Raw genomic sequence first — 26,414 nt, 5'->3', positions numbered from 1 at the left:
GCCACGAGACCGGCGCATTGTTCCAGCCTTTCAAATCATGCAAGCGCGTCCAGTTGCCGCAAGAGCTTGAAGCCTACGTAGTCGCTGCACCGGAACTGCCGACGGTAGTAGCAGTCCCAATAGCTCATCACCCGGTCACAGGTGAGCTTATAAAACGCCGGATTTGCCTTGATAAATGTTGAGACAACGTCCCGCTCCAAGTCGGGCAGAGCCGCGTAGATGTCATGGATGATCTCGACGACGTATTCGCCGATCAACGCGATGACGAAAGGAATGGACCAGGGCTTATTGATGTGAAGGATTTCTTGCAGAGCGGCCTGACGTCCGAAGCCATCGGAACTGCGCGTCAGCATGCACAGTGCAATTTGGCGCCGTTGCAGGTTCAGCCCTACAAACTCCGGCTTTGTCGAGGGAAGAACCCGACCAGGTATGTGCAGGATCTCGCCGAGAACGTTGACCGAAAACGGTTCGGAAACGTAGTCGGAATTCAGTTTGAGTGCTGAAACAGCAATCGCGGACTGGGAGCGGAGTGCACTCGGGAAGGCTTCTGGAAACGTCTTTTCCACCATCAATCAACTCCAGAAATGCAGCCCCACCAGGGACATGTGGCCGCAACATTATCCGCGAGGCAATATCCCCGCAAAAGCTGACGGCTGCATCAAGAACTGCGTAACACAAGGGGTCAGGATTTTCAGAAACGAGCCCTACAGATGCCGCACCTCTGATGGTGTCGAGCCCCAGTCATCGTGCAGTCCGTCGAAGTAGGTGACGGGTGCGGCCATCAGTTCGTCGATATCGACGCCGTCGAGGCAGGCGACGTTGATGTTGTAATAGGTGTGTCCCGTCATGTTCGGTGCGTCGATCCGCTCGAACGGGCGCACGCCGCAATGGCTGCAGAAGAAATGATGGGCGACCGGGTTGCGACCGCGATAATCCGCTAGCGCCTCTTCGCCGGCGATCAGACGGAAAGCCGACGGCGCCACCTCCACCGACCACAGCCGCATCTTGGTACAGAGCGTGCAGTTGCACTTGCCGGTCCCGGCGCTGAGATCGACATCTGCCTCGATGTAAACTGCGCCGCAATGGCAGCTGCCAGTGTAGGTCTTCAGCATTCCGCCCCTCCCGCCTTGCCTGAAAATCCCAAATCCAAGGTCCTGCGGCGTGTGTGCGTCCCATCTGACGCGACGCTGCCAAGCCGCGCAAACTATGCCACCGGCCGCCGTTGTTGAAAATCGCGGAACTGTGCAGCAGATGCCTTAAAGCCGGTACAATGCGGCCTGGCCCGTGTCAGCGGTGTCATAAGGCAGATGGCGCCAATGGTTCTTCAACCTGGCTCGTGCAAACGCCGGCGCGATGCTACATTGCCGTGCCTTGGAAAATTCCCTCTCGGCCCAGGGCCACCGCGTGCGCAATGGAGGTTTCTCGTGGTCAATCCTGCACCGGCACCCGCTTCGCTGCGCATCCCGACCTTCGACGATGTCCAGACCGCCCGAGCACGCATCGCCGGCGCGGCGCACCGCACGCCTGTGTTGACATCGCGAACTGCCGACGCCCAAGCCGGAGCGACCGTATTTTTCAAGGCGGAGAACCTGCAGCGTGCGGGCGCTTTCAAATTCCGTGGCGCGTACAACGCCATCGCTGCGCTGGACGCACGCTCCCGGCAGAATGGTGTCGTCGCCTTTTCCTCAGGCAATCACGCCCAGGCACTCGCCTATGCCGCGAGACTCCAGGGTGTTTCGGCGACAGTGGTCATGCCGCGCGACGCTCCGGAGATAAAGGTGGCGGCGACCAGGGGCTATGGAGCCGAGATCGTCTTTTACGATCGATATACGGAAGATCGTGCGGAGATAAGCCTGCGCCTTGCCGCCGACCGGGGCGCAGCGCTGATCCCTCCCTATGACCACCCGGATGTCATCGCCGGACAGGGTACCGCAGCACTGGAACTGATCGAGGATGTCGGGGAGATCGATTTGCTCGTCGTTCCGCTGGGCGGCGGCGGTTTGCTTGCCGGCAGCGCGCTCAGCGCCAGGGCGCTTTTGCCCGCCTGCTCCATTGTTGGCGTCGAGCCCGAGGCGGGAAACGACGGCCAGCAATCATTGCGCAAGGGCGAAGTGGTTCAGATCCCGGTGCCGAAGTCGATCGCTGATGGCGCGCTTGTCACCCATGTCGGCAACCACAACTTCGCCATCCTGAAAGACACGGTCGATGACATCGTCACGGTTACTGATGGGCAACTGGTCGAGACGATGCGGTTCTTTGCCGAGCGCATGAAGATCGTCGTGGAACCGACCGGCTGCCTGGCCGCGGCGGGCGTTTTGCAGGGGGCAATCGCCTGTGGCGGAAAGCGGGTGGGTATTCTGTTGAGCGGCGGCAACATCGATCTGAAAACCTTCAGCGCACTTCTAGAGCGCCGTGCGTTCAGATGAACGCACAAAGGACGCTCTAGCACTTTGATCCTAGAGCATCTTATCCGCTTTCAGCGATTCCACTTGAAAGCAGGATGCTCTAGGCGGGCACTGAAGCGCGCACCCGCTTACCCTTCGGTTGCATCAATGCTAATATGCCCTCGATCGGTGAATGGGGATCGCCGCCATGATCGAGGGTCAAGCTTTCTACTATGTCCTGGTTTGGATGCTGGCTTTTGCCGTCTGGTTTTTCTTCTTCCGATGAATGTGAAGGATAGTCGGCCCTACAGCGCCGCGCGTCTTTTAGGATGCGCCAAGGTCGCTGTAGCACTTTGATTGACTGCATGTTTTTGCCCTTTGATCGGATAGGAGTAAAGGAAACATGCAGGTGCTTGAGCAGTCATCTTTGCCGCGGCGAACTTTCCAGGGTGCAGGGCAAACACGAGATCGTGGCAGATGCTACGCTTCGATCCGCTCAACCCTGACATCCGGACCGACCCTTCAAATTTTCGATGACCACCATCATTCAGTTGTCCCCATCGCAAATCGGGTGGGCGCTGCTTCTTGTCGGCGATACTCAGTGCGCCTCAACCAAGAGGAGCAAGTCCATGTCCATGCTGCAAGATAAGATCGCAATCGTCACCGGCGCGTCGTCGGGTATCGGCCGCGCGGTCGCAGAACTCTTCGCCACCGAAGGCGCGAAGGTGGTTTTGAACGCCCGCACCCAAGCACCACTCAATGCCGTGGTGGAGGCTATCCGTGCCGAGGGCGGCGAAGCGATCGCCGTCAGCGGCGATGTCGCTGACGAAGATACCCATGCCCGGCTGATTGAGGCCGCCATCAGCCGGTTCGGCGGCCTCGACATTGCCGTCAACAATGCCGGCGCCGTCGGCGCGGTCAGGCCGCTTGCCGAGATCACGGCCGCAGAATGGCAGGAGGTGCTGGCCGCCAACTTCACCTCCGCCTTCCTCGGCGCCCGCCACCAGATCCCGGCAATGCTCAAGCGCGGCGGCGGATCGCTGGTCTTCACCTCGACCTTCGTCGGCACCAGCGTCGGCATCCCCGGCATGGGCGCCTATGGCGCCTCCAAGGCGGGGTTGATGGGGCTGGTCAAGGGCATCACCGCCGACTATGGCGCGAGCGGCATCCGCGCCAATGCCCTGCTCCCGGGCGGCGTCGACACGCCGGCTGCCGGCAGCCAGGAGCAGAAGGAATGGGCCGCAGGCCTGCATGCGATGAAGCGGATCGCCCAACCGGAGGAAATCGCCCGGGCGGCGCTATTCCTGGCAAGCCCGATGGCAAGCTTCGTTGCCGGCACCGCGCTCTACGCCGATGGCGGCAACGCCGCGGTCAAATGACCATAGCGGCAACGCCGTTGTTGCGCGCCGGAGTAGATCGCCCCGGCGCCTTCGTTTGATGCCGCAGATCGGGGTGCAGTGCCTGCGAAGCTCGTCCAGTTACATCGAAGCTTCAAAGCGGGATTGCCGTCGTCTCCTTGCCGGTGCGGATCACGAAGCTGGTGTAGTATCGCGCGACATTGCTCCCTTCCCCGAACAGTCGCTCGGTGAGCGCGTCGAGTTCGTCCATGTCCTTCAGGCGCAGCATCAGAAGCGCATCGGTCGCGCCGCTGACGCTATAGGCCTGGGTCACCGCCGCCTCGGCGGCGACCATATCGAGAAAACGGCGCACATATTGTTCGCCGTGGCGCTCCAGCTCGACGGTGATGATCGCCTTCACCCCTCGGCCCGCTTTTGCGGGATTGAGAACGGCAACGACGCGGTCGATGATACCAGCGGATCTTAAGCGCCTGATGCGCCGCAGGCAGCTCGACGGCGACAGCCCGACCTCGGTGGCAAGATCAGCGTTGGTTCGCGACGCATCCTCCTGCATCAGCTTGAGCAGCTTTCTGTCGATCCGATCCATTCCATCCCCCAATTTATGCGCGTGCAATTTTATTGCACATATTCGCATATTTTGACCACAACTGCGAATGGCCCCGCGCTAGTCCTTGGACAACCCATTCAAGGAGGCATCGCCATGACCGTTCACATCATCCTCTACCGCAAGACGCTCGCCACTCTCGAAATCTACTGGGACCTGGTGCGCATCATCGTTCCCGTCACGATCGTCACCCATGTCCTGCAGGAACTCGGCGTGATCCGGGCGGTCGCACCGGCCTTCGAACCGCTGATGACGCTCGTCGGGCTGCCGCCCGAGCTCGCCTTCGCCTGGCTCACCGGCCTCTTGGTCGGCATCTGGGGCGCGGTCGTGGTCGTCTTTGCGCTGGTGCCGGTTTCGGAACTGACGACCGCCGACATGACCATCTTTTCGGCGCTGATGCTGGTGGCCCACGCCATCCCGATCGAACAGCGCATCATCCAAAAAGCAGGCCCTGGCTTCCTGGTCACAGGGGCGCTCAGGATCGGCGGCGGCCTCATCTTCGCGGCACTGCTACACCAGGTCTTCGCGGCAACCGGCTGGCTCGCCACGCCGCTCAACCCCACATGGATACCGGTCAACGAAGGCTCCGGCTGGATCGCTTTCGCGCTCAGCACGCTGAAGACGCTCGCCACCATGCTCGTCGTGCTCTTGGCCTTGAGCTGGACGATCGAGATCCTCAAGCTGGTGGGCCTCCTCGGCTGGCTGAACCGGGGCATGGCGCCGCTCTTCCGCCTTGCGGGCATAAAGCCGCAGACGGTGCCGTTTGCCGCCGTCGGCGTACTCTTGGGGATCTCATATGGCGGCGCGCTGCTGATCCGTGAGGCACGCGAGGCGAATGTCGAGCCGCGCCAGGTCTTCCTCGCGTGCGTCTTCATGGGCTTTGGCCACAGCCTGGTGGAGGATACGCTGGTCGTGGTTGCCCTCGGCGCCGATTTCACCAGCGTGTTCTTCGGTCGCCTAGTCTTTGCCATAGCGGCAACGGCGATCGTCGCCCGGGTCATCGTCTCGGCGCCGGACGCCGTGTTCTTCAAGTCGTACTTCCGCAGGAACGGCAGCGAACTTGCCCCGTCGGAGGCGTAGTGGCAGCAGGGCGCGGTCCGGCTACTCGGCCGCGACCTCGGCCGGCGCACCCGCTTGCGCTGCCACCCGCCCGAACATGGCGCGATAGGCGGCGGGCGTCGTCGAAAGCTGCTGGCGAAAGTGATGCCGCAGCGTCTGGGTCGAGCCGAAGCCCGAGCCTTCGGCCACCTGTTCCATGCCAACAGTGCTTTCCTCCAGCAACTGCCGGGCCCGCGCCAGCCGCTCGCCAAGCAGCCAGCGCGCCGGCGTTGTGCCGGTGGCCGCCTCGAAGCGGCGCAGGAAGGTGCGTTCGCTCATGCCCGCTGCTTTCGCCAGCGCCGCGATCGAGAAATCCTCACCGAGCCGCGCGCGCATCCGGTCGATCAAGGGCCCGAGGCGCGCGCTCTCGTGCACTTCCGGCACCGCCCTTTCGATAAATTGCGCCTGCCCGCCATCGCGGTGTGGCGGCACGACGAGGCGCCGCGCCACCCTGTTTGCCGCCTCGCTGCCGAAATCGCGGCGAATGAGATGCAGGCAGAGATCGATGCCGGCGGCACTGCCGGCAGACGTCAGCACCGCGCCGCTATCGACATAGAGCACGTCGGGCACCACCTCGACATCAGGGTAGAGCGCCCTGAGCTTGTCGGTGTAGCGCCAATGGGTCGTTGCCCTGAGGCCAGAGAGCAGACCGGCCGCCGCCAGCACGAAGACGCCGGAGCAGATGGAGAGAACCCGCGCGCCGCGCGCATGTGCCGCCCGCAGGGCCTGGCACAGGGCTTCAGGCACCGGGGTATCGGCACCGCGCCAGCCGGGCACGATGATGGTTCCGGCCTCAGCCAGGAGATCGAGCCCGCCATCGGCCGTCAGCCTGATGCCGCCGGTGGCCCTCAGTTCCCCCGGTTCGATCGCCGCAACGGCGAAGCAATACCACCCCTCGCCCATCTCAGGCCTGGGCAGGCCGAACATCTCCACCGCCACGCCGAACTCGAAGGTGCAGAGACCATCATAGGCGAGAGCGACGACGAGTGGATTGGCTGGTGATGGCGATGTGACAGACGGTTTTGGCATGATCTTGAGCATATATGGCAAACCTGCCATCTGCCAGCCCCTTTCCGACATTGCTACAACCCTCCTCGTCAACCGCCCAAGGCCAGAGCCACAGGAGAGAAAGATGAGCTACGTCACCGAAACCCAGGCCGCAGCACCCGAGATCGCCATTGCCCATTTCGCCCGCCGCCTGAGCGTCGAGACCGATTGCTCCGACGTTGCCGCCGCGCTGAAGAAGGGCGAACAGGATTTCGTGCTGCTGCACGTGGTCGGAACCGAGGCCGCCTATGCCCGCCGCCATGTGCCGGGCGCGATCCACCTGCCCCACCGCGAGATCAGCGCAGAGCGTTTGGCCGAATGGCCGGCCGACACCCTGTTCGTCCCCTATTGCGCTGGGCCGCATTGCAACGGCGCCGACCAGGCGGCGCTGAAGATCGCCCGGCTCGGACGACCGGTGAAGATCATGATCGGCGGCATTACCGGCTGGGAAGACGAAGGCCTGGCCTTCGCTTCAGGCGCCGCCCCCGGCGAACCCCGGCTGCTGCTTGCCGCCTGAGCGCTACTCCTGCGATGCAGATGGCCCGCGGATCAGGCGGGCCATCGCTGGCTCCCCGGGCCGGATTCGATTGTGCGCGTATCCATGCACTCCACCAAACGGCCACCTTGGCGGATCGGCGCAAACACGCCAAGGTAGCCGGCAGGATCACCCCTGCCAGCCCCCTTGAGGAGCCCTATGACGATTGCCATTTCCACGCGCCCATTCGAGCATCGCGATGTCGCCACGGTGCTGGCGCTGATGCGCGGTCTTGCCGTCTTCGAAGGCTATATCGACAAGTTTGCCGTCACTGAGCGGGACCTGATCGACCACGGCCTTTGCGACAGCCCGCGCTTCGGGGTCTTCGTGGCGGAGCTCGACGGTCGCGTCGTCGGCATCGCCGTCCAGTATGTCATTCCCTGGACCTATGACCTGAAGCCAACGGTGGTTTTGAAGGAACTGTTCGTCGAGGAAACCGCGCGCTCTTCAGGCGCGGGCGCTGCCCTCATCGAAGCGCTGAAGCGCTACGCCGCCGAAATCGGCGCGCCGCGCATCAACTGGACCGTGCTTGCCGGCAACGCCCCGGCCAAACGCTTCTACCGGCGTCACGGCGGCGGGCCCGACGAAGTCTGGGAACCGTGGACGATGCCGGTGCCGTCAGGCAACTAACCGACATCGCGGCAGTGAGCGCGTTCGCAAGCGCACGCAGACGCGGGTGACAGCACCTGTGCGGCGCAACGGCCGCTCGTTGTATGGGATGGTCTATCGTTGCAATTCATGCTGCCCCCTCGACCTAGCGCCCGCCCGCACCATATTGCCGCGCAAGCCGGAAAATGGCGTCACGCGGTGTCCTCCCGTTGCGGAAACGACGGCGCTGCGCTTCACGCCGCAACACATTAATCCCGCTGCATAATACCTTGAATCGATTCCGATTTGAGGCATTGTGCGGTGGCAATTGCGCCGCCCAAGCAGTCGAGGAGCCAGGACGGCGTTTCTGGCACGAGCAAAGTAAGCGCAGTTTTTGCCGGCGGAAGAAACGGAGCCGGAAGTCGGAGGATAGAGGCCCAATGAATGCATCGGAACACATCGACCAGTTGATTGCCGGGATTAGCGACTGGCGCGGCAAGACACTCGCCAGCCTGCGCAAAGGCATCCTTGGAGCAGACAAGGAGATAGCAGAGGAATGGAAGTGGATGGGAAGCCCGGTGTGGTCTCGCGATGGCATCATCGCGGTCGGCAACGCCCACAAGGATAAGGTGAAGCTTACCTTCTCTCACGGCGCGAGCCTGCCGGACCCTGAAAATCTGTTCAACAACGGCTTTGGCGGCAAGGTCTGGCGCGCGATCGACGTCTTTGAAGGTGACGAGATCGACGAGCGCGCGCTGCAGAACCTCGTCCGCGCCGCCATCGACTACAACCAGGCCAAGGCGAAGAAGAAGGCGTCTTCGGGCAGCCGGGCAAAGGCGGCCAAAAACACGGACGCATGATGCGGCCGCTTGTCCCTGCCGGCGCCGACACAGGACTGGCGACAAACCGACTGTTCGCTATTTTGCAAGAATGGAAATGGCGTTGCGAAGCGGCACAAGAATTGCGCTCCGGTGCGTTTGGTCATGCCCGCCGGATCGTTGCCAGGGCGCGCCGCATATCCACCTAGAGCATTTCCAGGAAAAGTGCGAAGCGGTTTTCCGTCAGGGAATGCGCAAAAACAAAGAGATAGAGCGTGTCCGTGACTCCGTTTAAACCGGAAACGCTCTAGCCCCTCCCGCGTGCCGACCGACGGAAAAGGTGGCGCGAACACGCGCCGCGCCGTTTTGCCGTCAACAGATGCGGCGGACCGTCAGTGCCCGCCGAGCACCAGTGTCTGCACCGGCAGCATCAGCGCCTGCATACGCAGGATCATCGCATGCACCAGGCCGACCGTGTCGACAACGTGCAGATAGATCCCGCGCAGCGTGCTGGTGCCGGGTGCTTCCAACTCGTCATGGCTGTTGGTGTAAGCGTTGGCGATGCAACTGCTGCCCGGTGGAAGCCCTTCGAGGCCGCCGGGATAGAGCGGCTCAAGGTAAACGGTGATCGTGCCGGGCGCCGCCAGTTGCGAGAGGTCGATCAGTTGATCGCTCGCCCTCAGCTGTCCGCCGGCGATCACGGCCTGCACCTCCGTCACCACCATCGGGATGATGGTGAAGGGTTTGCCGACGCAGGTGGCCTCGGCAATCATGCCGACTTTCAACACCTGCGCCTCGATCTGGCCGAACCCGGCGATCAGCGCCACGCGACCGGCCTCAGACGGTACCATAATGCCCGCCGGGCGCAGCATCGGGTTGACGACTTCGCCGACCCTGAGCGTGAATTGCTGCAGCGTGCCGGAAAAGCCGGCGCGCACGGTGGTCTTGTCGAGCTCCACCTGAGCCTGTTTGAGGGCTGCCTCGGCGCTTGCCTTCTGCGATGGCAGCAGCGACGCGATCTTCGTTTCCAGCGTGCGCTTGTTGGCAGTGGCCGCGTCGACCGCTCCCCTGCGGCCGTCAGCCGCCACCTGCAGCCGCTCGATCTCACGCGGAGCCACGACATTGGGGTTGCGGCGCATCAGCTCCGTCTGGGTCTCGAGCTGGTCCTGTGCCTGAAGAAAGGCGCCTTGCGCCTGCTGGATCAGCCCGTCGGCGGCGGCAAGCTCAGTCTGCGCCACCGTGGTTTCGGCCTCGACCTCGGCAATCTGCCGACGTGCAAGCTCGATCGCCGCTTCCTGTTCGGTACTGTCGAGCTTGAACAGCGGCGCACCAGCCTCCACCATTTGATGGCGCTGGACATAGACCTCGGCCACACGCCCGCCCGTCTCCGGCAGAATGGTAACGGTGCGGAACACCGAGGTGACGTTCTTGGTCGACGGATGGAAATAGAACACCAGGGTGATCAATGTCAGCGTCAGCATCAGACAGGCGGTGATGCCGTACCGAAGTTCGAACCAGACGGAATAGAGCGTGATTTCGTGGCCGAACCTCTTGCCCTGGACATACCGGCGAAAGAGATAGTCGGGAAGGATGGTCAGCATCGAGCAAAGCAGGAACTCGAACATGGCTCATGCCCTCCCATCATTCGAGGTCGGCTCGACCCTGGTTTCGACAGCCGACGCCGCCGGCTCGGGAACAACAGGGTGATCGACACGGACGTGCCCATGGGCGTCCAGCTCCGGCTCCGGTTCGCGGCCCGACATTTTCTCCAGCGAACGCGCGATCGATCTGAGCGGCGACCAGATGTCGGGCAGATCCACCAGAGCCAAGATCAACCCCGCGATCCAGAAGAGATGATTGTGCGTAAACAGCGCGATCAGCGCCAGCACTGCCACGACCTCGAACTTCGCCTTGCTCCCCCCGTGGGCCATCTGCTCGGGCAGGGCATGCAGGCGCAGGTAGAGCGTGCCGATCCCGAAGATTGCGAGCAGCAGGAACACCACGACGAAATTGAACAGAAGGTCAGACTGCCCGGGCGGCGTGACGAACATCGGCAGATGTTCGATCGCTTTTGGATGTATCAAGTCTGCCATCTCCGTCTCCCCCAACGCATGTCAGGTTATAGTCTCGATTTCAGAGAGTTAGCACACAATTTGCGCTTGTAAGCAAAGTCTTTTTTACCGTATCCCCGATCACGGTTGATATCAGCCGGTCGCGTCCGGCGGGCCTTGCCGGCCACCGCCCCTCCATCATTGCGTCAGGAGCCAGCGAGCCCTTGTAGAGGCACACTCACCTGTAGAGGCACACTCACCACCCGCGATGCTCAGGCCCGCCGGCTGTCATGCCGCACCGCTATTGCCCGTCGCGCAAAGTCTCTTTCTGGGTAATCAACCGGGCGCTGTGCTGGCCACTCAAATAGGTCCAGAACCAGCTCCAGGCGACGGCGAAGCGGCTGCGCGTGCCGATCAGGAAATAGATATGGGCGATGCCCCAGATCCACCAGGCAAGCGCACCCTTGAGCTTGAAGCGGCCGAAATCGATGATCGCCGCCCGCCGACCGATCGTCGCCAGGCTGCCCTGATGGCGGTAGCGAAAATCGCCGGGCGGCTTGCCGCCACCAAGGCGTGCGCGGATGACCTTCGCGACATAGGCACCCTGCTGCTTTGCGGCCGGCGCGATCCCCGGCACCGGCTTGCCTCCGTCATAGGTGACGGAGGCCGTATCGCCGATGACGAAGATATCGTCATGACCTGGCGCCTCAAGATCGGCGCCGACGATCGCGCGGCCGGCCCGATCCTCGGCAATGCCGAGCCAACGGGCGGCGGGCGACGCCTGGACGCCGGCGGCCCAGACGAGCGTCCGGCTGGCAACGAAAGTCTCGCCGATCGTCACCCCTTCGGCGGTGCAGTCCGTCACCGGCGTTCCGGTCCGGACCTCCACGCCCAACCTTTCCAGTTCACGCCGGGCATAATCGGACAGGTCCTCGCTGAAGGCAGCCAGAATGCGCGGCCCCGCCTCCACCAGGATCACCCGGGCCTTTCGGGTATCGATGCGGCGAAACTCGCTCGGCAGCGTGCGGTGGGCCATTTCGGCGATGATGCCGGCAAGCTCGACGCCCGTCGGCCCGGCGCCGATCACGGTGAAGGTCAACAGCGCCTCGCGCACGGCCGGGTCTTCCTCGAGTTCCGCCTTTTCGAAAGCGATGAGCACGCGGCGACGGATGGTGGTCGCGTCCTCCAGCGTCTTCAGACCCGGCGCCACCGGCTCCCATTCGTCATGGCCGAAATAGGCATGCGTCGCGCCGGTGGCGATCGCCAGCGTGTCGTAGCCGATCGCCTGCCCGCCCTTGAGCGTCACCGTCTTGGCGGCAGCATCGACGCCGGTAACCTCGCCCAGAAGCGTCGTTACCTCCGGCCGGTCGCGATAGAGATTGCGGATCGGCCAGGCGATCTCCGACGTAGCGATCAGCGTGGTCGCGACCTGGTAGAGCAGCGGCTGGAATAGATGGTGGTTTCGCCGGTCGATCAGCGTGATACGCACCGGCGCGCCGGCAAGCCCGTTGACGAGCTGCAGCCCGCCAAACCCTCCACCGACGACGACGACATGATGCCTGTCCTGCATGGCCATGATCCCGATTTGACTTTTCTCAAATGTGGAGCGGCGCCGCGCCAACACAACCGCCGGCTTCGTATGCCACCCTTGCAAAATCGGTCATGGCGCTGGCACCGGCGTTGCAATAATGTGTTGGGCTACCGTAGACGGGTGCCGGAAGTCGGTGCTGGCAGGATCGTTTCCCCCTCTCCCTGCGAGGCGGCCTTCGGCGCCGTGTGGCTGGCGCAATGCCGCCCTTCAGCTGCTGCTGGTCATTTGCAGAACGCATTCGAGAGCAGTGGCAGCCTCACCTATTGGGCAACGTCGGCCAAGCATGGGTTCAGCACGCGATTTCCGAAAATGGACCCCGGGCATGGGACATGATTGCTTGCAGCTGGCCGCCCTACGCCCGCAGCCGTTTACACAAGCACTGATCGTTTCGCCCCGATCTAGCCCTCAGTCAGAAGGGGTTGATGTAGTTCGTGATCGCGATCTGCCGAAGCAGGACTTTCCGGATCACATGGGCCGCGCTGACATGTTCGGTAAAGATCGCCGCATCCCCCGTGCTTCCTGCGGGCAGACGATTGGCAAACTCGGCGTCATCAAGTTTTACCCTGACAACGAACGGCAGCGTCTCGATGGTCTTCGATGAAACGGCAGTGCCCGACGTCTGCGTCTGTCCGGTCGCCACCGCCTGGAGAATGCTCTCAACCTTGCCGCCGTAGACTTTTCCGGGCTCGTACTTGAACGTCACCTCAACAGGCTGACCGGGCTCGACATAGCGCGCATCGATCTGCGGCACCTCGACGCCGATGATCGTCTCCGAGGTATCGATGAAGGCCATGACCGGTGATAGCGGCAGATTGGCGACACGCGCGCCCGTGCGCAGCGCTAGGTTCGTCACGTAGCCATCGGCAGGAGCACGGACGATGGTTTTTTCGAGGTTCCAGTTGGCTCCCACCAACTGCGCCTCCAATTGATCGACCTCGGCCTGATATTGTTCGACATCGAACGCGCGTCCGGCGGGAGTCGTCTGCAATCTCGTTTTCTCCGCCAGCCGCAACTGGCTCAACTTGAGCTGGGCCTGCAGAGCATTGACCTGCGACTGATAGGGAGCGGGATCGATACGGAACAGCACGTCACCAACCCTTAGCGGCGAATTCGCCTTGACCGGCACCTCGACCACTTCGCCCGCGACGCTGGGCACTATGGCGACGGAATTGCGCACGACGAGTGCGGGTCCTTGCGGTGCGCCCCAGTTCATCGGGATGAACAGGCCGACCAGCAGGATGAGCAGGACCAGTATCGGTGAGACCTTCCAGAACAGATTGAACGGGACAATCCGAAACTTCACCAGGCAGAACAGGATGACCAGATAGACGTTGAGAAGAACAACGATCATTGTCCAAGCTCCACCTTGGAGACACGGGGAACGTCAACATAGGCCCAGATCAGGACGATCGGCCAAAGGGCGAAACCCAACAGCAGCGTCACCCAACCGCCCACCGTCACCGCTTCGGCCCACGGATGGTTCCGCTTTTTGGCGATCATCCCGGGCAGCATGGCCAGGAAGACGATCACCGCGACGGTGCTTAAGACCAGGACGACAAGCACGATCCACGCAAATAGGTCGATAAGGCTCATGGCCAAATCCCTTCGTTGAGGCGTAAACACTATTGAGCCAGGCATGGCCGTGGCCTCTGGCATGAGCGAGCCGACCCGCGCTGCCGGCAAGGACGCTGAACAGATCGGCTCAGGCTAGCCAATGCCGCTCGCGTGGGAAGTACGTAACAGTTAATCCGATGCCGACGTCGGCACGGCCGAGAAGACGGCATGACGGCCTTGGCCCGTGGCGGGCGCCCTCGCGCAACGACGGGTGCAACCGTGTCTCTTTCACCTTTGAACCGCCCGCACGGGCGGCTCCGCATTGTCCCCGACGACGTTGGTCGAGCATCGGCAACGGCTTTGTCGAGTTCGGCCCGATTGCCAGGCATGCGGGAAAAACCGCCATCGAACCACTAGAATTGCACGGTGGGAGTGCGGCAAGCTTTGAGGAAATATACAAATGGAGTCGGTGCGGCGGGGCAGTCGCCTGCCGCCTCGGGGGCAAGGGGAATAGCGCCAGGAAGCGGCTTGGAGCGATTGACGATACTTCGCTGCGGCAGGAATGTCGCAGAGCGTTTGGGGGAAGCATGCGCAGAGCTGATTTCCATGTCCGACAAGCGGCGTCGATGGCATATCTGGGTGCGGCGCTGATTGCCGGCCTCTGCAGTTTTGGGGCAGCCGGCGACGCATTAGCCGCGAACTGCAGTTCCCGCGGCGGCCTGGCCTATCTCGGCAACACGAAAGGGGCCACCCGCTCTGTCTGGCTTTCCGGAACCAGCGCCGGGTCTTTCGGCCTCGAGGCGGCTCAGGGCAATCAGACAGTCGACACCTGGAGCAAGAGCAAGCGCGGCCTCCATCTCTCGCTTTCGCCGGTCGTTTCAAACGGCAACGGTGGCACGCACAAGCTCTATGACACATCGAGCGGAAAACCGTGCCTGCTCGACACCCAGAACCAGGTGCGTAATATCATCTTTCCGAACATCGACTGGCCCGACGGCCGCCCGGATGTTGGCCCACAGCCGGTGTTTCCGGGTTTCAACTTGCCCGATGGCCGACCGGACGTCGGCCCGCAGCCGGTGTTTCCGGGTTTCAACTTGCCCGATGGCCGACCGGACGTCGGCCCACAGCCGGTGTTTCCGGGTTTCAACTTGCCCGATGGCCGACCGGACGTCGGCCCACAGCCGGTGTTTCCGGGTTTCCACTTGCCCGACGGCCGCCCGGATGTCGGCCCCCAGCCGGTGTTCCCGGGTTTCAACTTGCCCGATGGCCGCCCGGACGTCGGCCCGCAGCCGGTGTTTCCGGGGTTCACGCCGCGCACCCCGACCGCCATCAGAGGCGGCCGCGTGGTCGCAGCCCCCACGCCGGACACCTGTATCGACCCGCGGTCGATAAATTCCAACAAGCAACAGCGCGACCTGCCGATCTGCCGGGACCTCGCTGCCGAAGAAGCCGCCGCCCAAAGCGCCGACCGATCACAGGTGCCGTTGACGCCGGGCCGCGATCTGCCAGCGCCCTCGCTCTGGAACTTCTGGTCGGATATCCAGTTCGCAGACATATCCGACGAACGTTATGACCGCGACAGCGACACGCTCGCCCGCTCGTTGACGATGGGTCTCGATCGCCGCATCACCAACGACCTCGTCGTCGGCATGACCGTTTCCCTTGAGAACAGTTCGACCGATGCGTTCGACGGCACATTGGGCATCGACACCGACGGCTTCAGCTTCGGCCCCTATGCGGCCTACCGTCTGTCGAAACACTGGGCGATCGACGGATCGCTGACATACGGGCGCTACAACAACGATATCGACCTGAGCGTGCTGAGTGGCCGACAGGATTCGGAGCGTCTTGCCGGCGAAATCTCGCTCCACGGCCAATATAAGGTCGATGCCTATTTCATCCGCCCCAAGGTCTCCGTCAATTGGTCCCATATCGACAGCGACGCCTACGACCTCTCGGGCAGCATCCTCAACATACCGGTCAGCGTTTCCCTTCCCGGCGACAGCTTCAATTATGGCGTCCTCGATCTCTCGACCGAGATCAGCCGTTATTTCCGTCTGCCGGACGGGCAGCCGTTTCTCGCCTTCGCCGAACTCGGTGCCGAATACCAATTCGAGCGGCCCAACGACGGCAAGATCCTGACCGGCGACCTGTCGGAAGTGACGCCCTCGCCCTGGGCGTTTTCGCTTCGCTCGGGCTTCCGAATGCTGGTGAACGACAACCTCCAGATCGAAGCGACGGGCGGCTATTTGAGCTTCGGCCAGAAAGATCTCGATGTCTGGGAGGGCAAGCTCCACGTCGCGTGGAGCTTCTGATTTCCAGCAAACGTGCGAAGCGGTTTTTCGTCAGGAAATGCGGAAAAACAAAGAGATAGAGCGCTTCCGTGATTCCGCCTAACGCTCTGACTATCTCCTGCGAGCCGACAAGCGGCGAATCTGCCCGGCTCCTGGCTACCGAACGTCATGTTTTCTCAGGATGCGTCGCACGCAACAGGTTGTCGCGCAACTTCACCACGGTTTGCTGCACCACCGGAAAATCGTCTCCGAGACCGATCACATCCGTCAATGCTGCGCCGGGCTCCATTTCGACCAGTTTGCGTCCAGCCGCTGTCAGCGTCACGCGGACCTGCCTTTCATCGGCCGGATCGCGCCGGCGCTGCAGATAGCCCTCGGACTCGAGCTTCTTGAGGATCGGCGTCAGCGTGTTCGACTCCAGGAAGAGCTTCTCGCCGAGCGTGCCCACGGTCTGTTCGTCTTCCTCGGAAAGCGCCACCATGGTCACGTATTGAGTATAGGTCAGACCGAGCTTGTCCAGCAGTGGCTTGTAGGCGCGACCGAAGGCGAGGTTTGCCGAGTAGATCGCAAAGCACAGAAAATTCGAAAGCTTCCTGCCGCCGTATTCGGCCTGCGACGCGGAAACGTCGGCACCTTTTGCTGTTGGGGATTTGGGCATGGGTATATCCTGTTCCATTGTCCTCGTTGTCGACCCTTATATAAATCGCATCCGATTAAATCGCAATGGTATTGACATCCGGTTTGGGTTGGCATATTTATATCGCATCCGATTATAGTGGATGCGATAAAACTTAACCAGAAAGGATTTCACCATGACCGAGAAGCTCCTCTTCACCGGCAAGACCCACAACACCGGCGGCCGCAACGGCGGCACGCGCAGCGACGATGGCATGCTTGACCTCAAGCTGGCGCAGCCGCATCCGGCCGCTGAAAACCTCTTCGGTGCTGCCTGGTCCGCGTGCTACATCGGTGCGATCGAGGTCGCCGCCTCCCAGAGAAAGATCAAGCTTACGGCCGGACCCGAGGTCAACACCGAGATCGATCTGAACGTTAATGACGGCTCCTACTTCCTGCGCGCACGTCTCAATGTCAGCCTGCCGGGCCTCGACCGCGACGTCGCCCATGAACTGATCCATGCAGCCCACGAGATCTGCCCCTATTCCAAGGCGACACGCGGCAACATCGATGTCGAGACCAATCTGGTCTGAAGGCCATCCGGTCAGGTCTGGCCGCTCACCCGGCAGACCTGACCTCCCCTTATGCCCACTTGGAGAACACGGATGAGCAACAGCCACACCCAGCCGCCGCAAGCCTATAGTGAGTTCTCTGATGTGGTCGACCCGGCCATCTATGAGCCATTGCCCGACGATTGGCACATCGCCATTACCGATGTCGTCGACTCGACCTCGGCGATCAGGTCCGGGCGCTATGAGGACGTCAACTTTGCCGGCGCCTCCGCGATCGTCGCCTTCGGCAACGCCCGGGGGACGTTCGATTTTCCCTTCGTGTTTCGTGGCGACGGCGCGGCATTCGCCCTGCCGCCGGAGGCGGCCGCAACCGCGGCATCGACCTTGCGTCAGGTCGCGGCCTTTGCGAGCGACAGCCTTGGCCTGACGCTTCGAACCGGGTTGTTGTCCGTGCGCGAAGTCCGCGCCAACGGAAGCGATGTCAGGATCGCCCGCTACGCGGCATCGCAAGACGCCACCTATACCATGTTTGCCGGTGGCGGATTGAAATGGGCGGAACAGCAGATCAAGCGCGGGCGCTACCTGATAAGGCCGGACAGGGATACGACGCAACCGAACCTGACCGGTCTCCGGTGCGAATGGAAGCCGTTTCCCAGCCAGCGCGGTGAAATTCTCTCCTTGCTGGTAGAGCCGACCGAACAGACCGGCGCTCAGGACTTTGCCGCCCTGGCGAGAAGCGTCCTTGCCGTTCTCGAGGCCGGGCAGCGCCAGGCTCATCCGGTGCCGGAGGCGGTCGCGGTACCAAAGGATGAGCGGATGGATGTCGACCCGGCGCGCTGGTCGACGGTCGCGGCCAATTCGGATTTCCGCAAGTGCGATGACGGCTTGCGCCTGACGCTCGATTGCACGCATGAGCAGATCGACCGGGTCGAAGCCATCCTTGTCGCCGCCAGACAACGCGGCGAAGTCAGTTTCGGTCTACACCGCCAGTCTCATGCGCTGATGACCTGCCTGATCCCATCCGGCAGACCTGATTCACACCTACATTTTCTCGACGGAATGGACGGCGGCTATGCCAGGGCCGCGGAAATGCTGGCACCTGCCAAACAAGCTGCGGCGTGATTATTGGCGGGCGGCAAAGGCCATCCACTTTCATATCCACCTCCAGCAAACCGACATCCAGTAGATTCGCTAGGCAGTTGACAGAAACATCGCAAGCCCCGGACGGGGCCGTCCAAGCCCTCCATATCAAGCTTGCGATGGGCTACCGGATGCCGGCGCCCACAGCCGAGCCCTCACCCCGGTTTACCATTTCATTCTGTCGCGACCGCTCGTGAAGCATTCGACACCAGAGCGCGAGGGTCGCCAAGTGAAACAACCGAAAGCTCAGCCGCGACAGAACGACCCAATGAATGCGATTTTTCCGAATTAATCCAAAGTGATTGCAGAGATATCTTTCGGATGGGCGGGTCGAAAACAGCCACATTCGTAGCATCATTGAAATGAACGTTACCAAACGCAGCAGTGTAGTTGAATATTTGACCCACAAGGGAGGACATCATGCCTACCGTTATGGCTTATCACGATGTCAAAGACACCAAACACTGGCTCGCCTCGCCGCTCCGCAAGCAGATCTTCGAACCGATCGGCGTCACAAACATCCGCACATTTGTAGACCCTCAGGCATCCAACCGCGTCGGCTTGGTCATGGATGTTGCCGACATGGCAAAATTGGAGGCCTTCATGCAGACAAAAGCGGCAGCGGATGCGATGACGCATGATGGCGTGCTGCCCGAAACTCTGGTGTTACTCGTCCAATCCCAGTAACCGGGGTGCCGCATCCGACATCATGCCAAGACGGTCTTAAGGCGCTTGCGCCGATGTCTCGGCATCACAAAGGCCCCTCCGGGCAGGACACTCGTCCCAACCCAACCTGACGCAGGAGGATGATATGACGACATTGTTCGTAAGACACGAAGTCTTCGACTACGCGGCCTGGCGCAGGGTATACGATGCGTTTTCGCCGGTGCAGAAGGCAAACGGCGTTTTGGCGGAGGCGGTTTATCAAGCCCCTGACAATCCCAACGATGTTACCGTAACCCATGAGTTTGCCACGCTTGAAGCGGCTCAGGCGTTCGGCAACCTGGACGAATTGAAAACGGCAATGCGCAACGGCGGTGTGCAAGGCACGCCGACAGTGTGGTTTGCCAACAAGGCATGAGATAGCCCGGAGTGGCATCACCCCGCCTGCGCCATCGCCGGCTCGAAGCCGATTTCGTCGATGGTTCCGACCAGCACGATCTCGTCGCCGAGCGACCATTCGGCGGCCCGCGCCGCCATGTGCGCCGGGACCTTTTCCGAGCCGCCCGGCCCCGGTGGCACGTCATAGGTGGCGTGCGCGTCGTGGGCGAGGATCACCTGGAAGCCGAGGTCCATCGCCCGGCGCGCCGTTGCCGCCAAACACATTTCCGACAGCATGCCGCAGATGGCGATGGTTTCGACCCGATGGCTCCTCAGCCGCGCCTCCAGATCGGTGTCGTGAAAACCATCGTCGACGGACTTGCGCACGACCGTTTCACCGGGGCTCGCATCGAAGAACAACTGCCAGCCGTCCGTGCCCGGCTCGTCCGGCGCACCCTTTTCCCCGTCGTTCTGCACGAAGATGATGGGGACTGCCTTTTCGCGCGCGCGCTCAAGCAGCCGGCCGACGGCCCGCTGCAGCGACAGAAGATCCGGCACCGCATCCGCACCCGATATGAAGGCGCGCTGCACGTCGACGACCACAAGCGCCTCGGCCAGTTTGATGCCGTTCTCGCTCATCGTCTCAATCACTCCGCATAATCGACCGGCACCGCGGTGCCGCTCTTCAGGATCTCCATCGAGATAGACGCGGAAACGTCGAAGAGCTCCACCTTGCGCACGATCTGTTTGTAGACCACGTCGTAGTGTTCGACCCGCGGCAACACGACCTTGACGATATAGTCGTAGTTGCCGGTCAGGCGATGCGCCTCGACGATCTCGGGGATGTCGCTGATCGCCCGGCGAAATGTCTCGATCCACTCGTCGGAGTGATGCGCAGTCTTGATCATCGCGAACACGGTGGTCGGCACGCCCATGCGCTCGCGGTTGAGAACGACGATACGCTTGGCGATGTAACCTGCCTCTTCCAGCCGCTGGATGCGGCGCGAACAGGCGGACAGCGAAAGGTTCACCCGGTCGGCAAGTTCGCCGACGGCCATGCTCCCATCCTGCTGCAACAGCGTCAAAAGCTTCCTGTCTCTCTCGTCCAGCACGCTCACCACTCCCATTTCATCGAAACGATACGCTGCATATTTGCACAATCAACAGTCATTGCGCAATTCATTCGCGCTAAACGACCATTGTCGCGCCATCAAAGCGAACCATTGCGGACGAAGGTCCGGCATAGTTTCCCCATCGAAAACAGCTGGCCGCACTTCGGTGCGGATGGCGACAGGATCAGGGAAAGAAACGATGGAAATGCGCAAGATCGGTCTTATCGGCGGCATGAGCTTCGAAAGCTCGGTGGTCTATTACCGCATGGTCAACGAGGCCGTTCGCGAGCGGCTGGGCGCGCTGCATTCGGCCGAGGTGCTGCTGCACTCCGTCGACTTCCAGTCGATCGTCGACCTGCAGAAGGCCGGCCGCTGGGACGACGCCGCCAGGCGGCTTGCCGATGTTGCCCATGGGCTGAAGACGGCCGGTGCCGACTGCGTGCTGATCTGCACCAACACCATGCACCTGATCGCCGACGCCGTGCAGGCGGCCGTCGACATTCCGCTGATCAACATCATCGACGAGACCGGAGCCCGCCTCAAGGCCGCCGGCGTTCGCAAGCCGCTGCTGCTTGCCACCCGCTACACGATGGAGCACGGCTTTTACGCCGAGCGCATGAAGAGCCACGGCATCGAAGTGATGGTGCCCGACGCTGCTGGCCGCACGCTGACGCACAACATCATCTTCGACGAGCTTTGCGCCGGCAAGGTGCTGAGCCCTTCCCGCAAGGCGCTGATCGACCTGATCGACACGGCGGAGGCCGAAGGGGCCGATGCCGTCATCCTTGGCTGCACCGAGATCTGCCTGATCCTCGACCCGAAGAGCCTGCCGCTGCCGGGCTTCGACTCCACCGCGATCCACGCCGACGCCGCCGTCGAATTCGCCCTCGGCGTCGAGGATTTGCGCCGCGCCGCATAAGCCAGGATCGGGCGTTCCCCGATCCGCACCGACCGCAAACGAAAATGGCCTCCAGCCTGCGCTGTGGGCCATTTTCCGTTGATCCATGCGCGTCTTATTAGACGCGCAAAGGTCGCTGTAGCACTTTGAATGGCTGCATGTTTTGATCCTTAAATCGAATAGGATTTAAGGAAACATGCAGTAGGCGCAATTGCCGCGCCGCGTGCTTGACGTTTGCCGCCGTTCAGGTGCGTCGGATGTTCAAGCCGTTTCCTGCCCGCTGCGTGGCCCGCGAAGGCCGATGCAGTTGCCCCAGGGGTCGCGAACCTGGCACATCCACAACCCGTCTTCGATCGCAAGCGGGCCGCGATAGAGCGGCGCGCCCAGACCGTTGAAATCGGCAAGCGCCCGGTCGAAATCCTCGACCTGCCAATAGACGACCGAACCGGCCGCGCCGCTCGCCACCTTCTCGTCCGCCGGCACGATTTCCAGATGGGTCGAACCGATCTTCAGATACTCGAAATCGAAGGCGTCCAGACGGCGACGTTCTGCGCTTGGGAAGGCGCGCTGATACCAGGAAAGCCCTGCATCCACATCGGCGACATGCACCAGAACCGCAGCCACAAATTCTGTCATCACAACACCTCGCCAACGCAAAGAACCATTTGAGGGTCGGCATTTCCGTCCCTCTACAGCGCCGCGCGTCCATGACGCGCAAAGGACGCCGTAACACCTTATATTTGCTGCATAATTCCTTAAATCGAATCCAACTTGAGGAATTATGCTGAGCGGGCCTTATACAGGGTTTGCACGCGGATGCGCGGTCTCGCGGTACGCTCAGGCGGGCACGGCGACAGCGCTTTCGGCGACCGGCTGCGCGCATATCGCCTGCCAGTCGCACTCCTTGAGGCCCGCGGCTGCAAAGGGGTCGATCAGCGTGCCCGAAACTATCGAGGCGAGCAGCGCCGGCGAAGGCGGAATGCGCGCGATCGTTGCCACCAGCCGGTCGCGCAGCCAGGCAAGCGCTGCGGAGTCCGATTGGTAGAAGGGCGTGAACGCCAGCGACAGCAGCTGGAACAGCGCCATATGGTTGCGCCTCGCCCGGCCATACGCGGCCAGCGCCGCGTCGATATCGTCGGTAAGCGACAAAGTGTGGGCAAGCGTCGCCGCATCGATCAGCGCCATGTTGGCGCCCTGCCCCAGTTGCGGGCTGGTCGAATGCGCGCTGTCGCCGACAAAAGCGACGCGGCCCGACGTCGGCGGGCGCAAGGTGCGGTGGGCATAGCGCGCCAGCGTCAGTTGGTCCCAATCGTCGATCTGGTCGAGCAGCGGCGCGCAATCCGGCCAGTAGTCGCGAATTGCCGCCTTCCATCTGTCCAGACCCGCCGCCTTCACGGCGTCGGCATCGCCGACCTTGACGCTCCAGAAGAAGGCAACATGGTCTCGCGCCTTCGGTCGCGCCCGGCCCGCCGGCAGGATGCCGATCATCACCTTGGCGCGGTCGTAGCGCTGTGTCAGTGCGTTTGGATCATGGGTCAGGCCGTCACTGTCGAGCGTCGCCCAGAAGGCGCCATAGGCAAGCTCGCGCACGCCGGGCGCCGTCGCGGCACCCGCCGCAATGGTCGAGCGGGCACCGGTCGCGTCGATGACGAGATCATAGCGCCCCGCCTCCTGGCCGGCGGCATCCGTCAGCACCGCCTTTTCGCCCGAGGTCTTGGCCGCGGTCAGCGTCATGCCGGTGCGAATGGCAATGCCGGCCGCTGTAACTGCATCATGCAACACGCCGAACAGCGCTGCGCGCTGAACGGCCAGCCCGAAGCGACCGCCCGCAAGCGCGTCATAGCGCACGTCGAGCACCGTGCGGCCGCTCCTGGCATCGGCGCCGTGCAGCCGGTCGATGCGGCTGCCGAGCGCCATGATCGGCTGAAGCAACCCGAGCGCGGCGAGCGCCGTCAGCCCCGTCGGCTGCAGCATCAGCCCGGAGCCGACCGGCGCGACGTCCGCGAAACGTTCCAGGATTTCAACGCGGTGGCCCTGCCGCGCAAGCAAAAGCGCCGAGGCAAGCCCGGCCGGCCCGGCGCCGGCAATACCGATATCGAGTCTCTTCATGCAGTCAGCAATAGCCGCTCAAGGCGCGCCGTCATAGGCCTGGCGCGAGGCGCGGATTGCCACATGGTTGGCAGCCGACCAATCGACAAAATGCTTCAGCAATTCGTGCAACGAGCGCCCGAGATCGGTCAGCGCATATTCCACGCTCGGCGGCTGCGTCGGAAAGACCGTGCGACTGATATAGCCGTCGCGCTGCAGGTCGCGCAGCGTCTGCGTCAGCATGCGCTGGGAGATATCGGGGATCAGCCGCCGAAGTTCCGAGAAGCGCAACGCCCCGTCGGCCAGCGACAGGATCATCAGCGAGTTCCACTTGCCGCCGATGTTGTCCATGACGTCGCGCACCGGGCAATTCTCGACATCCATCGGCACGCCGCAGACCATCGCCACGCGCTTGCCCTTCACATCACCACTGAGCTTGTTCATGGGCCGGTACCCTTTTTGTAACCACGGCAGAAAAAACTGCCTCCTTTACAGCTCTTACCAGATTACTAGATTAGAGCAACTCTCAAAAAGAGACCAACAACCGGCAGACGTGCTTTCCCTCCCGAAGCGTCGGCTGGCATCACAGAGAAAAAGGAAAAGTTCATGTCCGATACATTGCTCGTGACCGGCGCCACCGGCCAGCTCGGCAAGCTCGTGCTCGATGCGCTGCTTGCATCCGGCAAGGTCCAGCCGGCCAACATCATCGCCACCAGCCGCGATACGGCAAAGCTTTCCGACTATGTCGGCAAGGGCGTGCAGGCACGTGTCGCCGACTTCGACGATCCGGCCTCGCTCGACCGGGCCTTTGCCGGCGCCGACCGCATCCTGATCATCTCCACCGATGCGCTCGACCAGCCGGGCAAGCGCCTGCATCAGCATCTGGCAGCCGTCGCGGCCGCGAAGAAGGCCGGCGCCAAGCACATCCTCTACACCTCGATGCCGAACCCGGAGACCTCGGTCATCCCGTTTGCGCCCGATCATCTCGGCACCGAAAACGCCATCAAGGCAACCGGCATCCCCTACACGATCCTGCGCAACGGCTGGTATATGGAAAACCTGTTCATGGCGCTGCCGCATGCGCTGGAAACCGGACAGTGGTACTCGTCCTCGGGCAAGGGCCGCCTCGCCCACCTCGCCCGCGCCGATGCCGCAAAGGCCGCCGCAGCAGCCCTGCTTTCAGCCGGCGATGAAAGCCGCACGTTCACGCTGACCGGCCCGGAGCTGCGCTCGACCGACGAGATCGCCGCTCTCGTCTCCAAGGCTGCCGGCAAGCCGCTCGACGTCGTCCACATTTCCGACGACGCGCTGGCCGGCGGGCTGAAGGGCGCGGGCCTGCCCGACTTCCTCATCCCGATCGTCGTCTCCTTCGACGCCAACACCCGCGAGGGCCATATCGACATGGTGACGAGCGACGTGACGACCCTGACCGGCGCCACCCCCCTGCCGCTCACCGCCTTCCTCGAAGCCAGCAGGGCAAGACTTGCCGGCTGAATGGTAAGCGCCCTCATTCCTGTGCCTGTCACAGGAATCTAGCCAGCCCAAGTCTTTGGGCTGAAAGGTCTTTTGACCCGACAGACGTCGGGTCACTGGATCCCCGCCACAAGGGCGAGGATGAGAAGGACGGGATGTCTCTCGCATCAAACAGGGGATCTCGGTCGTTTGTCATCAGCCGGGCCGGCAAATGCCGGCTTTCGGTCCGCCAACACCCCATTGCTTCCAAGCTTTCCCCACGGCCTGCCCAATCTTCGCAGCCCTCTATCGTTATCGGACGGCCTCCACCGGCCCGACATCTCCCCGCACCGCGATCTCGGCCAGAACGAGAGCGCTGATGCCCGCGAGGAAGAAACCCGCCGACAGGTTCAGCGTCGTGCCGTTGTAAAAGGCGCCCAGACCGATGGCAAACAGGGTCGCGATCAGGCTCGATCCGGAGGCGATCAACGATGCGCCGAGGCCCGCAACCTGGCCAAGCGAGCGCATAGCCATGGCGTTCAGGTTGCCGAACAGCACCCCGACTGCAAAGAACGCCGCAAAGCCGAGCACCATCAGCACGGTCAGTGGCGGCCGTCCGCCCCAAAAAATGGATGCCGCCAGCATCATCAGTCCCGCCGTCGCCAGCCCGACAAAACCATAGCGTGCCATTGTCTCCGCCCCAAAGCGCTGCACAAGTTTTGCGTTGAGGAACGAAGCAAGCCCGATCCCTGTGGCCAGCATCGCAAAATACAATGGGAAGGTTTGTCCGATCCCATAGGCATCGAAGAAGAGATCGGCCGCCGTGCTGAGGTAAAGGAGCTGCGCACCGAAGACGAGCCCGGTCGCCACGATCAGCAGCGTCACGCGCCGATTTGACAGGATACGCCGCCCGTTCGACAGCAGAAGCCTCGGACGAAAGGGAATGCGTTTCCCGGCCGGCAATGTTTCCGGTTGCCGCATGACCAGCCACAACCCGAGAAGGCCTGCCACAGCGAGATAGACCACGAAGACGCTGCGCCAGCCGCCGACCGCGATGATACCCTGCGCCAACGTCGGAGCCAGCATCGGCACGAGAATGAAGAGCGTGAACATGAATGACATGACGCGGGCCATGGCATCGCCCTCGAACTGGTCGCGGATCATCGCCCGCGTGGCGATCTTCGGTCCGGAGACGCCGACCCCCTGAAGAAATCGGCCGAGAATCACCATTTCGAGTGAGCCTGCCACCATGGCGATGACCGTACCGAGCGCATAGACGCCAAGGCCCAGAACAAGCGCTTTCTTTCGTCCCATCGCGTCGGAGAGCGGGCCCAGCAGCAACTCTCCGAACGCCATGCCGAGGATGAAAAGCGATATGATGTGCTGGGTAGAGAGCGGCGGCGCAACGCCGACATCGGCCCCGATCTGACGCAAGCCCGGCAACAGCGCATCGATGCTGATGGAGGTTAGCGAGGTCAGAAGGGCATAGAGAGCGATACGCTCGCGGAAACTGGTGGGAGATGTCATTAGCCGCACACAAAGGAAAAGATAGGCTCGACCTATAGCAGTCAAGC

The 26,414-nt window shown here is 62.4% G+C and carries 29 protein-coding genes; 13 read left to right on the top strand and 16 right to left on the bottom strand.

Translation table 11 applies throughout. The features are described 5' to 3' along the window. Positions 1 to 35: 35 nt before the first annotated feature. Both ASD00_RS32835 and ASD00_RS32830 read right to left on the bottom strand, forming a co-directional pair. On the bottom strand, positions 36 to 569 hold the full coding sequence (locus ASD00_RS32835; protein WP_025427604.1) for a hypothetical protein: 534 nt from the start codon (positions 567 to 569) through the stop codon (positions 36 to 38). A gap of 135 nt (positions 570 to 704) precedes the next feature. Continuing rightward, a complete protein-coding gene (locus ASD00_RS32830) occupies positions 705 to 1,112 on the bottom strand; it encodes a GFA family protein (RefSeq protein WP_025427605.1) in 408 nt (135 codons plus the stop codon). A 312-nt stretch (positions 1,113 to 1,424) separates the two neighbouring features. Here ASD00_RS32830 and ASD00_RS32825 point away from each other — a divergent pair, with 312 nt between their 5' ends. Together ASD00_RS32825 and ASD00_RS32820 are read left to right on the top strand one after the other, a co-directional pair. Beyond that, positions 1,425 to 2,426 carry a threo-3-hydroxy-L-aspartate ammonia-lyase gene (locus tag ASD00_RS32825; protein ID WP_025427606.1) on the top strand — a complete coding sequence of 334 codons (1,002 nt, stop codon included), beginning with the start codon at positions 1,425 to 1,427 and terminating at the stop codon, positions 2,424 to 2,426. A gap of 587 nt (positions 2,427 to 3,013) precedes the next feature. Then, positions 3,014 to 3,763 (top strand): SDR family oxidoreductase, encoded by a 750-nt coding sequence (locus tag ASD00_RS32820; RefSeq protein ID WP_025427607.1) that lies wholly within the window; start codon positions 3,014 to 3,016, stop codon positions 3,761 to 3,763. A 112-nt stretch (positions 3,764 to 3,875) separates the two neighbouring features. Here ASD00_RS32820 and ASD00_RS32815 read toward each other — a convergent pair whose 3' ends face one another. Further along, a complete protein-coding gene (locus tag ASD00_RS32815; RefSeq protein WP_025427608.1) occupies positions 3,876 to 4,328 on the bottom strand; it encodes an Lrp/AsnC family transcriptional regulator in 453 nt (150 codons plus the stop codon). Between the two features lie 114 nt (positions 4,329 to 4,442). On the opposite strand from ASD00_RS32815, the gene ASD00_RS32810 reads away from it, so the two are divergent. Next, a complete protein-coding gene (locus tag ASD00_RS32810; protein ID WP_025427609.1) occupies positions 4,443 to 5,426 on the top strand; it encodes a nucleoside recognition domain-containing protein in 984 nt (327 codons plus the stop codon). Positions 5,427 to 5,447: 21 nt separating this feature from the next. On the opposite strand, the gene ftrA is transcribed toward ASD00_RS32810, so the two are convergent. Further along, positions 5,448 to 6,503, bottom strand: coding sequence for a transcriptional regulator FtrA (gene ftrA, locus ASD00_RS32805; RefSeq protein WP_051509172.1), 1,056 nt, complete (start codon positions 6,501 to 6,503; stop codon positions 5,448 to 5,450). 73 nt (positions 6,504 to 6,576) lie between these two features. Here ftrA and ASD00_RS32800 point away from each other — a divergent pair, with 73 nt between their 5' ends. The 3 genes from ASD00_RS32800 to ASD00_RS32790 all read left to right on the top strand — a co-directional run bounded on the left by ASD00_RS32800 (position 6,577) and on the right by ASD00_RS32790 (position 8,474). Next, on the top strand, positions 6,577 to 7,008 hold the full coding sequence (locus tag ASD00_RS32800) for a rhodanese-like domain-containing protein (RefSeq protein WP_025427611.1): 432 nt from the start codon (positions 6,577 to 6,579) through the stop codon (positions 7,006 to 7,008). A 177-nt stretch (positions 7,009 to 7,185) separates the two neighbouring features. Next, complete coding sequence (locus tag ASD00_RS32795; protein WP_025427612.1) at positions 7,186 to 7,656, top strand: GNAT family N-acetyltransferase; 471 nt, start codon at positions 7,186 to 7,188, stop codon at positions 7,654 to 7,656. Positions 7,657 to 8,054: 398 nt separating this feature from the next. After that, positions 8,055 to 8,474 (top strand): DUF1801 domain-containing protein, encoded by a 420-nt coding sequence (locus ASD00_RS32790; RefSeq protein WP_057211155.1) that lies wholly within the window; start codon positions 8,055 to 8,057, stop codon positions 8,472 to 8,474. A gap of 350 nt (positions 8,475 to 8,824) precedes the next feature. On the opposite strand, the gene ASD00_RS32785 is transcribed toward ASD00_RS32790, so the two are convergent. From ASD00_RS32785 to ASD00_RS32765, 5 genes are all read right to left on the bottom strand, one after another. Continuing rightward, positions 8,825 to 10,057 (bottom strand): HlyD family secretion protein, encoded by a 1,233-nt coding sequence (locus ASD00_RS32785; protein ID WP_025427614.1) that lies wholly within the window; start codon positions 10,055 to 10,057, stop codon positions 8,825 to 8,827. Between the two features lie 3 nt (positions 10,058 to 10,060). Continuing rightward, the gene (locus ASD00_RS32780; protein WP_025427615.1) at positions 10,061 to 10,525 is read right to left on the bottom strand and encodes a hypothetical protein; all 465 of its coding nucleotides are present in this window, start codon (positions 10,523 to 10,525) and stop codon (positions 10,061 to 10,063) included. 259 nt (positions 10,526 to 10,784) lie between these two features. Then, positions 10,785 to 12,053 carry an NAD(P)/FAD-dependent oxidoreductase gene (locus tag ASD00_RS32775; protein ID WP_025427616.1) on the bottom strand — a complete coding sequence of 423 codons (1,269 nt, stop codon included), beginning with the start codon at positions 12,051 to 12,053 and terminating at the stop codon, positions 10,785 to 10,787. A 430-nt stretch (positions 12,054 to 12,483) separates the two neighbouring features. Then, a complete protein-coding gene (locus tag ASD00_RS32770; protein WP_025427617.1) occupies positions 12,484 to 13,425 on the bottom strand; it encodes an efflux RND transporter periplasmic adaptor subunit in 942 nt (313 codons plus the stop codon). Continuing rightward, positions 13,422 to 13,667: a DUF3302 domain-containing protein gene (locus ASD00_RS32765; RefSeq protein ID WP_025427618.1), complete on the bottom strand. Its 246-nt coding sequence runs from the start codon at positions 13,665 to 13,667 to the stop codon at positions 13,422 to 13,424. The genes ASD00_RS32770 and ASD00_RS32765 overlap by 4 nt, the downstream gene beginning before the upstream one ends. A gap of 587 nt (positions 13,668 to 14,254) precedes the next feature. On the opposite strand from ASD00_RS32765, the gene ASD00_RS32760 reads away from it, so the two are divergent. Further along, positions 14,255 to 15,943, top strand: coding sequence for an autotransporter outer membrane beta-barrel domain-containing protein (locus tag ASD00_RS32760; protein ID WP_156408404.1), 1,689 nt, complete (start codon positions 14,255 to 14,257; stop codon positions 15,941 to 15,943). Positions 15,944 to 16,088: 145 nt separating this feature from the next. Here the strand turns inward: ASD00_RS32760 and ASD00_RS32755 are convergent, their stop codons facing one another. After that, positions 16,089 to 16,580 (bottom strand): MarR family transcriptional regulator, encoded by a 492-nt coding sequence (locus tag ASD00_RS32755; protein ID WP_025427620.1) that lies wholly within the window; start codon positions 16,578 to 16,580, stop codon positions 16,089 to 16,091. 154 nt (positions 16,581 to 16,734) lie between these two features. Here ASD00_RS32755 and ASD00_RS32750 point away from each other — a divergent pair, with 154 nt between their 5' ends. The 4 genes from ASD00_RS32750 to ASD00_RS32735 all read left to right on the top strand — a co-directional run bounded on the left by ASD00_RS32750 (position 16,735) and on the right by ASD00_RS32735 (position 19,330). Further along, entirely contained in the window at positions 16,735 to 17,130 is a 396-nt protein-coding gene (locus ASD00_RS32750; protein WP_025427621.1) for an Ohr family peroxiredoxin, read from the top strand. 72 nt (positions 17,131 to 17,202) lie between these two features. Beyond that, positions 17,203 to 18,231: a DUF3095 family protein gene (locus ASD00_RS32745; protein ID WP_025427622.1), complete on the top strand. Its 1,029-nt coding sequence runs from the start codon at positions 17,203 to 17,205 to the stop codon at positions 18,229 to 18,231. A gap of 438 nt (positions 18,232 to 18,669) precedes the next feature. Then, a complete protein-coding gene (locus tag ASD00_RS32740) occupies positions 18,670 to 18,936 on the top strand; it encodes a hypothetical protein (protein WP_025427623.1) in 267 nt (88 codons plus the stop codon). A 124-nt stretch (positions 18,937 to 19,060) separates the two neighbouring features. After that, positions 19,061 to 19,330, top strand: a complete 270-nt coding sequence (locus tag ASD00_RS32735; protein WP_025427624.1) for an antibiotic biosynthesis monooxygenase — start codon at positions 19,061 to 19,063, stop codon at positions 19,328 to 19,330. Between the two features lie 17 nt (positions 19,331 to 19,347). On the opposite strand, the gene ASD00_RS32730 is transcribed toward ASD00_RS32735, so the two are convergent. Both ASD00_RS32730 and ASD00_RS32725 read right to left on the bottom strand, forming a co-directional pair. Next, complete coding sequence (locus tag ASD00_RS32730; RefSeq protein ID WP_038577231.1) at positions 19,348 to 19,929, bottom strand: isochorismatase family protein; 582 nt, start codon at positions 19,927 to 19,929, stop codon at positions 19,348 to 19,350. 8 nt (positions 19,930 to 19,937) lie between these two features. Then, a complete protein-coding gene (locus tag ASD00_RS32725) occupies positions 19,938 to 20,402 on the bottom strand; it encodes an Lrp/AsnC family transcriptional regulator (protein WP_025427626.1) in 465 nt (154 codons plus the stop codon). A gap of 199 nt (positions 20,403 to 20,601) precedes the next feature. Here ASD00_RS32725 and ASD00_RS32720 point away from each other — a divergent pair, with 199 nt between their 5' ends. Beyond that, positions 20,602 to 21,321 carry an aspartate/glutamate racemase family protein gene (locus ASD00_RS32720; RefSeq protein ID WP_025427627.1) on the top strand — a complete coding sequence of 240 codons (720 nt, stop codon included), beginning with the start codon at positions 20,602 to 20,604 and terminating at the stop codon, positions 21,319 to 21,321. 240 nt (positions 21,322 to 21,561) lie between these two features. Here the strand turns inward: ASD00_RS32720 and ASD00_RS32715 are convergent, their stop codons facing one another. The 3 genes from ASD00_RS32715 to ASD00_RS32705 form a co-directional block, all read right to left on the bottom strand. Further along, a complete protein-coding gene (locus ASD00_RS32715; protein ID WP_025427628.1) occupies positions 21,562 to 21,936 on the bottom strand; it encodes a VOC family protein in 375 nt (124 codons plus the stop codon). Between the two features lie 201 nt (positions 21,937 to 22,137). Continuing rightward, positions 22,138 to 23,409 (bottom strand): NAD(P)/FAD-dependent oxidoreductase, encoded by a 1,272-nt coding sequence (locus tag ASD00_RS32710; protein WP_025427629.1) that lies wholly within the window; start codon positions 23,407 to 23,409, stop codon positions 22,138 to 22,140. Positions 23,410 to 23,427: 18 nt separating this feature from the next. Continuing rightward, a complete protein-coding gene (locus ASD00_RS32705) occupies positions 23,428 to 23,832 on the bottom strand; it encodes a helix-turn-helix domain-containing protein (RefSeq protein ID WP_025427630.1) in 405 nt (134 codons plus the stop codon). 162 nt (positions 23,833 to 23,994) lie between these two features. Between ASD00_RS32705 and ASD00_RS32700 the strand changes: the two genes are divergently transcribed. Continuing rightward, a complete protein-coding gene (locus ASD00_RS32700; RefSeq protein ID WP_025427631.1) occupies positions 23,995 to 24,882 on the top strand; it encodes an NmrA family NAD(P)-binding protein in 888 nt (295 codons plus the stop codon). Between the two features lie 270 nt (positions 24,883 to 25,152). Here the strand turns inward: ASD00_RS32700 and ASD00_RS32695 are convergent, their stop codons facing one another. Then, positions 25,153 to 26,367, bottom strand: coding sequence for a multidrug effflux MFS transporter (locus ASD00_RS32695; protein ID WP_025427632.1), 1,215 nt, complete (start codon positions 26,365 to 26,367; stop codon positions 25,153 to 25,155). Between the last annotated feature and the right edge of the window lie 47 nt (positions 26,368 to 26,414).

The organism is Ensifer sp. Root31 (assembly GCF_001424825.1).
Lineage (GTDB): Bacteria > Pseudomonadota > Alphaproteobacteria > Rhizobiales > Rhizobiaceae > Ensifer > Ensifer canadensis.
Note: the sequence above shows the minus strand (reverse complement) of the source record. Positions and strands in the feature narration are given on the sequence as shown.

What these genes read in the sequence shown, in the direction of transcription:
- ASD00_RS32820 (WP_025427607.1), top strand. Translation starts at nt 3,014, where the DNA reads ATGTCCATGCTGCAAGATAAGATCGCAATCGTCACCGGCGCGTCGTCG.
- ASD00_RS32715 (WP_025427628.1), bottom strand. Translation starts at nt 21,936, where the DNA reads ATGACAGAATTTGTGGCTGCGGTTCTGGTGCATGTCGCCGATGTGGAT.
- ASD00_RS32695 (WP_025427632.1), bottom strand. Translation starts at nt 26,367, where the DNA reads ATGACATCTCCCACCAGTTTCCGCGAGCGTATCGCTCTCTATGCCCTT.
- ASD00_RS32755 (WP_025427620.1), bottom strand. Translation starts at nt 16,580, where the DNA reads ATGCCCAAATCCCCAACAGCAAAAGGTGCCGACGTTTCCGCGTCGCAG.
- ASD00_RS32810 (WP_025427609.1), top strand. Translation starts at nt 4,443, where the DNA reads ATGACCGTTCACATCATCCTCTACCGCAAGACGCTCGCCACTCTCGAA.
- ASD00_RS32750 (WP_025427621.1), top strand. Translation starts at nt 16,735, where the DNA reads ATGACCGAGAAGCTCCTCTTCACCGGCAAGACCCACAACACCGGCGGC.
- ASD00_RS32730 (WP_038577231.1), bottom strand. Translation starts at nt 19,929, where the DNA reads ATGAGCGAGAACGGCATCAAACTGGCCGAGGCGCTTGTGGTCGTCGAC.
- ASD00_RS32700 (WP_025427631.1), top strand. Translation starts at nt 23,995, where the DNA reads ATGTCCGATACATTGCTCGTGACCGGCGCCACCGGCCAGCTCGGCAAG.
- ASD00_RS32815 (WP_025427608.1), bottom strand. Translation starts at nt 4,328, where the DNA reads ATGGATCGGATCGACAGAAAGCTGCTCAAGCTGATGCAGGAGGATGCG.
- ftrA (WP_051509172.1), bottom strand. Translation starts at nt 6,503, where the DNA reads ATGGCAGGTTTGCCATATATGCTCAAGATCATGCCAAAACCGTCTGTC.
- ASD00_RS32720 (WP_025427627.1), top strand. Translation starts at nt 20,602, where the DNA reads ATGGAAATGCGCAAGATCGGTCTTATCGGCGGCATGAGCTTCGAAAGC.
- ASD00_RS32705 (WP_025427630.1), bottom strand. Translation starts at nt 23,832, where the DNA reads ATGAACAAGCTCAGTGGTGATGTGAAGGGCAAGCGCGTGGCGATGGTC.
- ASD00_RS32780 (WP_025427615.1), bottom strand. Translation starts at nt 10,525, where the DNA reads ATGGCAGACTTGATACATCCAAAAGCGATCGAACATCTGCCGATGTTC.
- ASD00_RS32785 (WP_025427614.1), bottom strand. Translation starts at nt 10,057, where the DNA reads ATGTTCGAGTTCCTGCTTTGCTCGATGCTGACCATCCTTCCCGACTAT.
- ASD00_RS32770 (WP_025427617.1), bottom strand. Translation starts at nt 13,425, where the DNA reads ATGATCGTTGTTCTTCTCAACGTCTATCTGGTCATCCTGTTCTGCCTG.
- ASD00_RS32740 (WP_025427623.1), top strand. Translation starts at nt 18,670, where the DNA reads ATGCCTACCGTTATGGCTTATCACGATGTCAAAGACACCAAACACTGG.
- ASD00_RS32745 (WP_025427622.1), top strand. Translation starts at nt 17,203, where the DNA reads ATGAGCAACAGCCACACCCAGCCGCCGCAAGCCTATAGTGAGTTCTCT.
- ASD00_RS32800 (WP_025427611.1), top strand. Translation starts at nt 6,577, where the DNA reads ATGAGCTACGTCACCGAAACCCAGGCCGCAGCACCCGAGATCGCCATT.
- ASD00_RS32775 (WP_025427616.1), bottom strand. Translation starts at nt 12,053, where the DNA reads ATGCAGGACAGGCATCATGTCGTCGTCGTCGGTGGAGGGTTTGGCGGG.
- ASD00_RS32795 (WP_025427612.1), top strand. Translation starts at nt 7,186, where the DNA reads ATGACGATTGCCATTTCCACGCGCCCATTCGAGCATCGCGATGTCGCC.
- ASD00_RS32710 (WP_025427629.1), bottom strand. Translation starts at nt 23,409, where the DNA reads ATGAAGAGACTCGATATCGGTATTGCCGGCGCCGGGCCGGCCGGGCTT.
- ASD00_RS32835 (WP_025427604.1), bottom strand. Translation starts at nt 569, where the DNA reads ATGGTGGAAAAGACGTTTCCAGAAGCCTTCCCGAGTGCACTCCGCTCC.
- ASD00_RS32790 (WP_057211155.1), top strand. Translation starts at nt 8,055, where the DNA reads ATGAATGCATCGGAACACATCGACCAGTTGATTGCCGGGATTAGCGAC.
- ASD00_RS32830 (WP_025427605.1), bottom strand. Translation starts at nt 1,112, where the DNA reads ATGCTGAAGACCTACACTGGCAGCTGCCATTGCGGCGCAGTTTACATC.
- ASD00_RS32760 (WP_156408404.1), top strand. Translation starts at nt 14,255, where the DNA reads ATGGCATATCTGGGTGCGGCGCTGATTGCCGGCCTCTGCAGTTTTGGG.
- ASD00_RS32735 (WP_025427624.1), top strand. Translation starts at nt 19,061, where the DNA reads ATGACGACATTGTTCGTAAGACACGAAGTCTTCGACTACGCGGCCTGG.
- ASD00_RS32765 (WP_025427618.1), bottom strand. Translation starts at nt 13,667, where the DNA reads ATGAGCCTTATCGACCTATTTGCGTGGATCGTGCTTGTCGTCCTGGTC.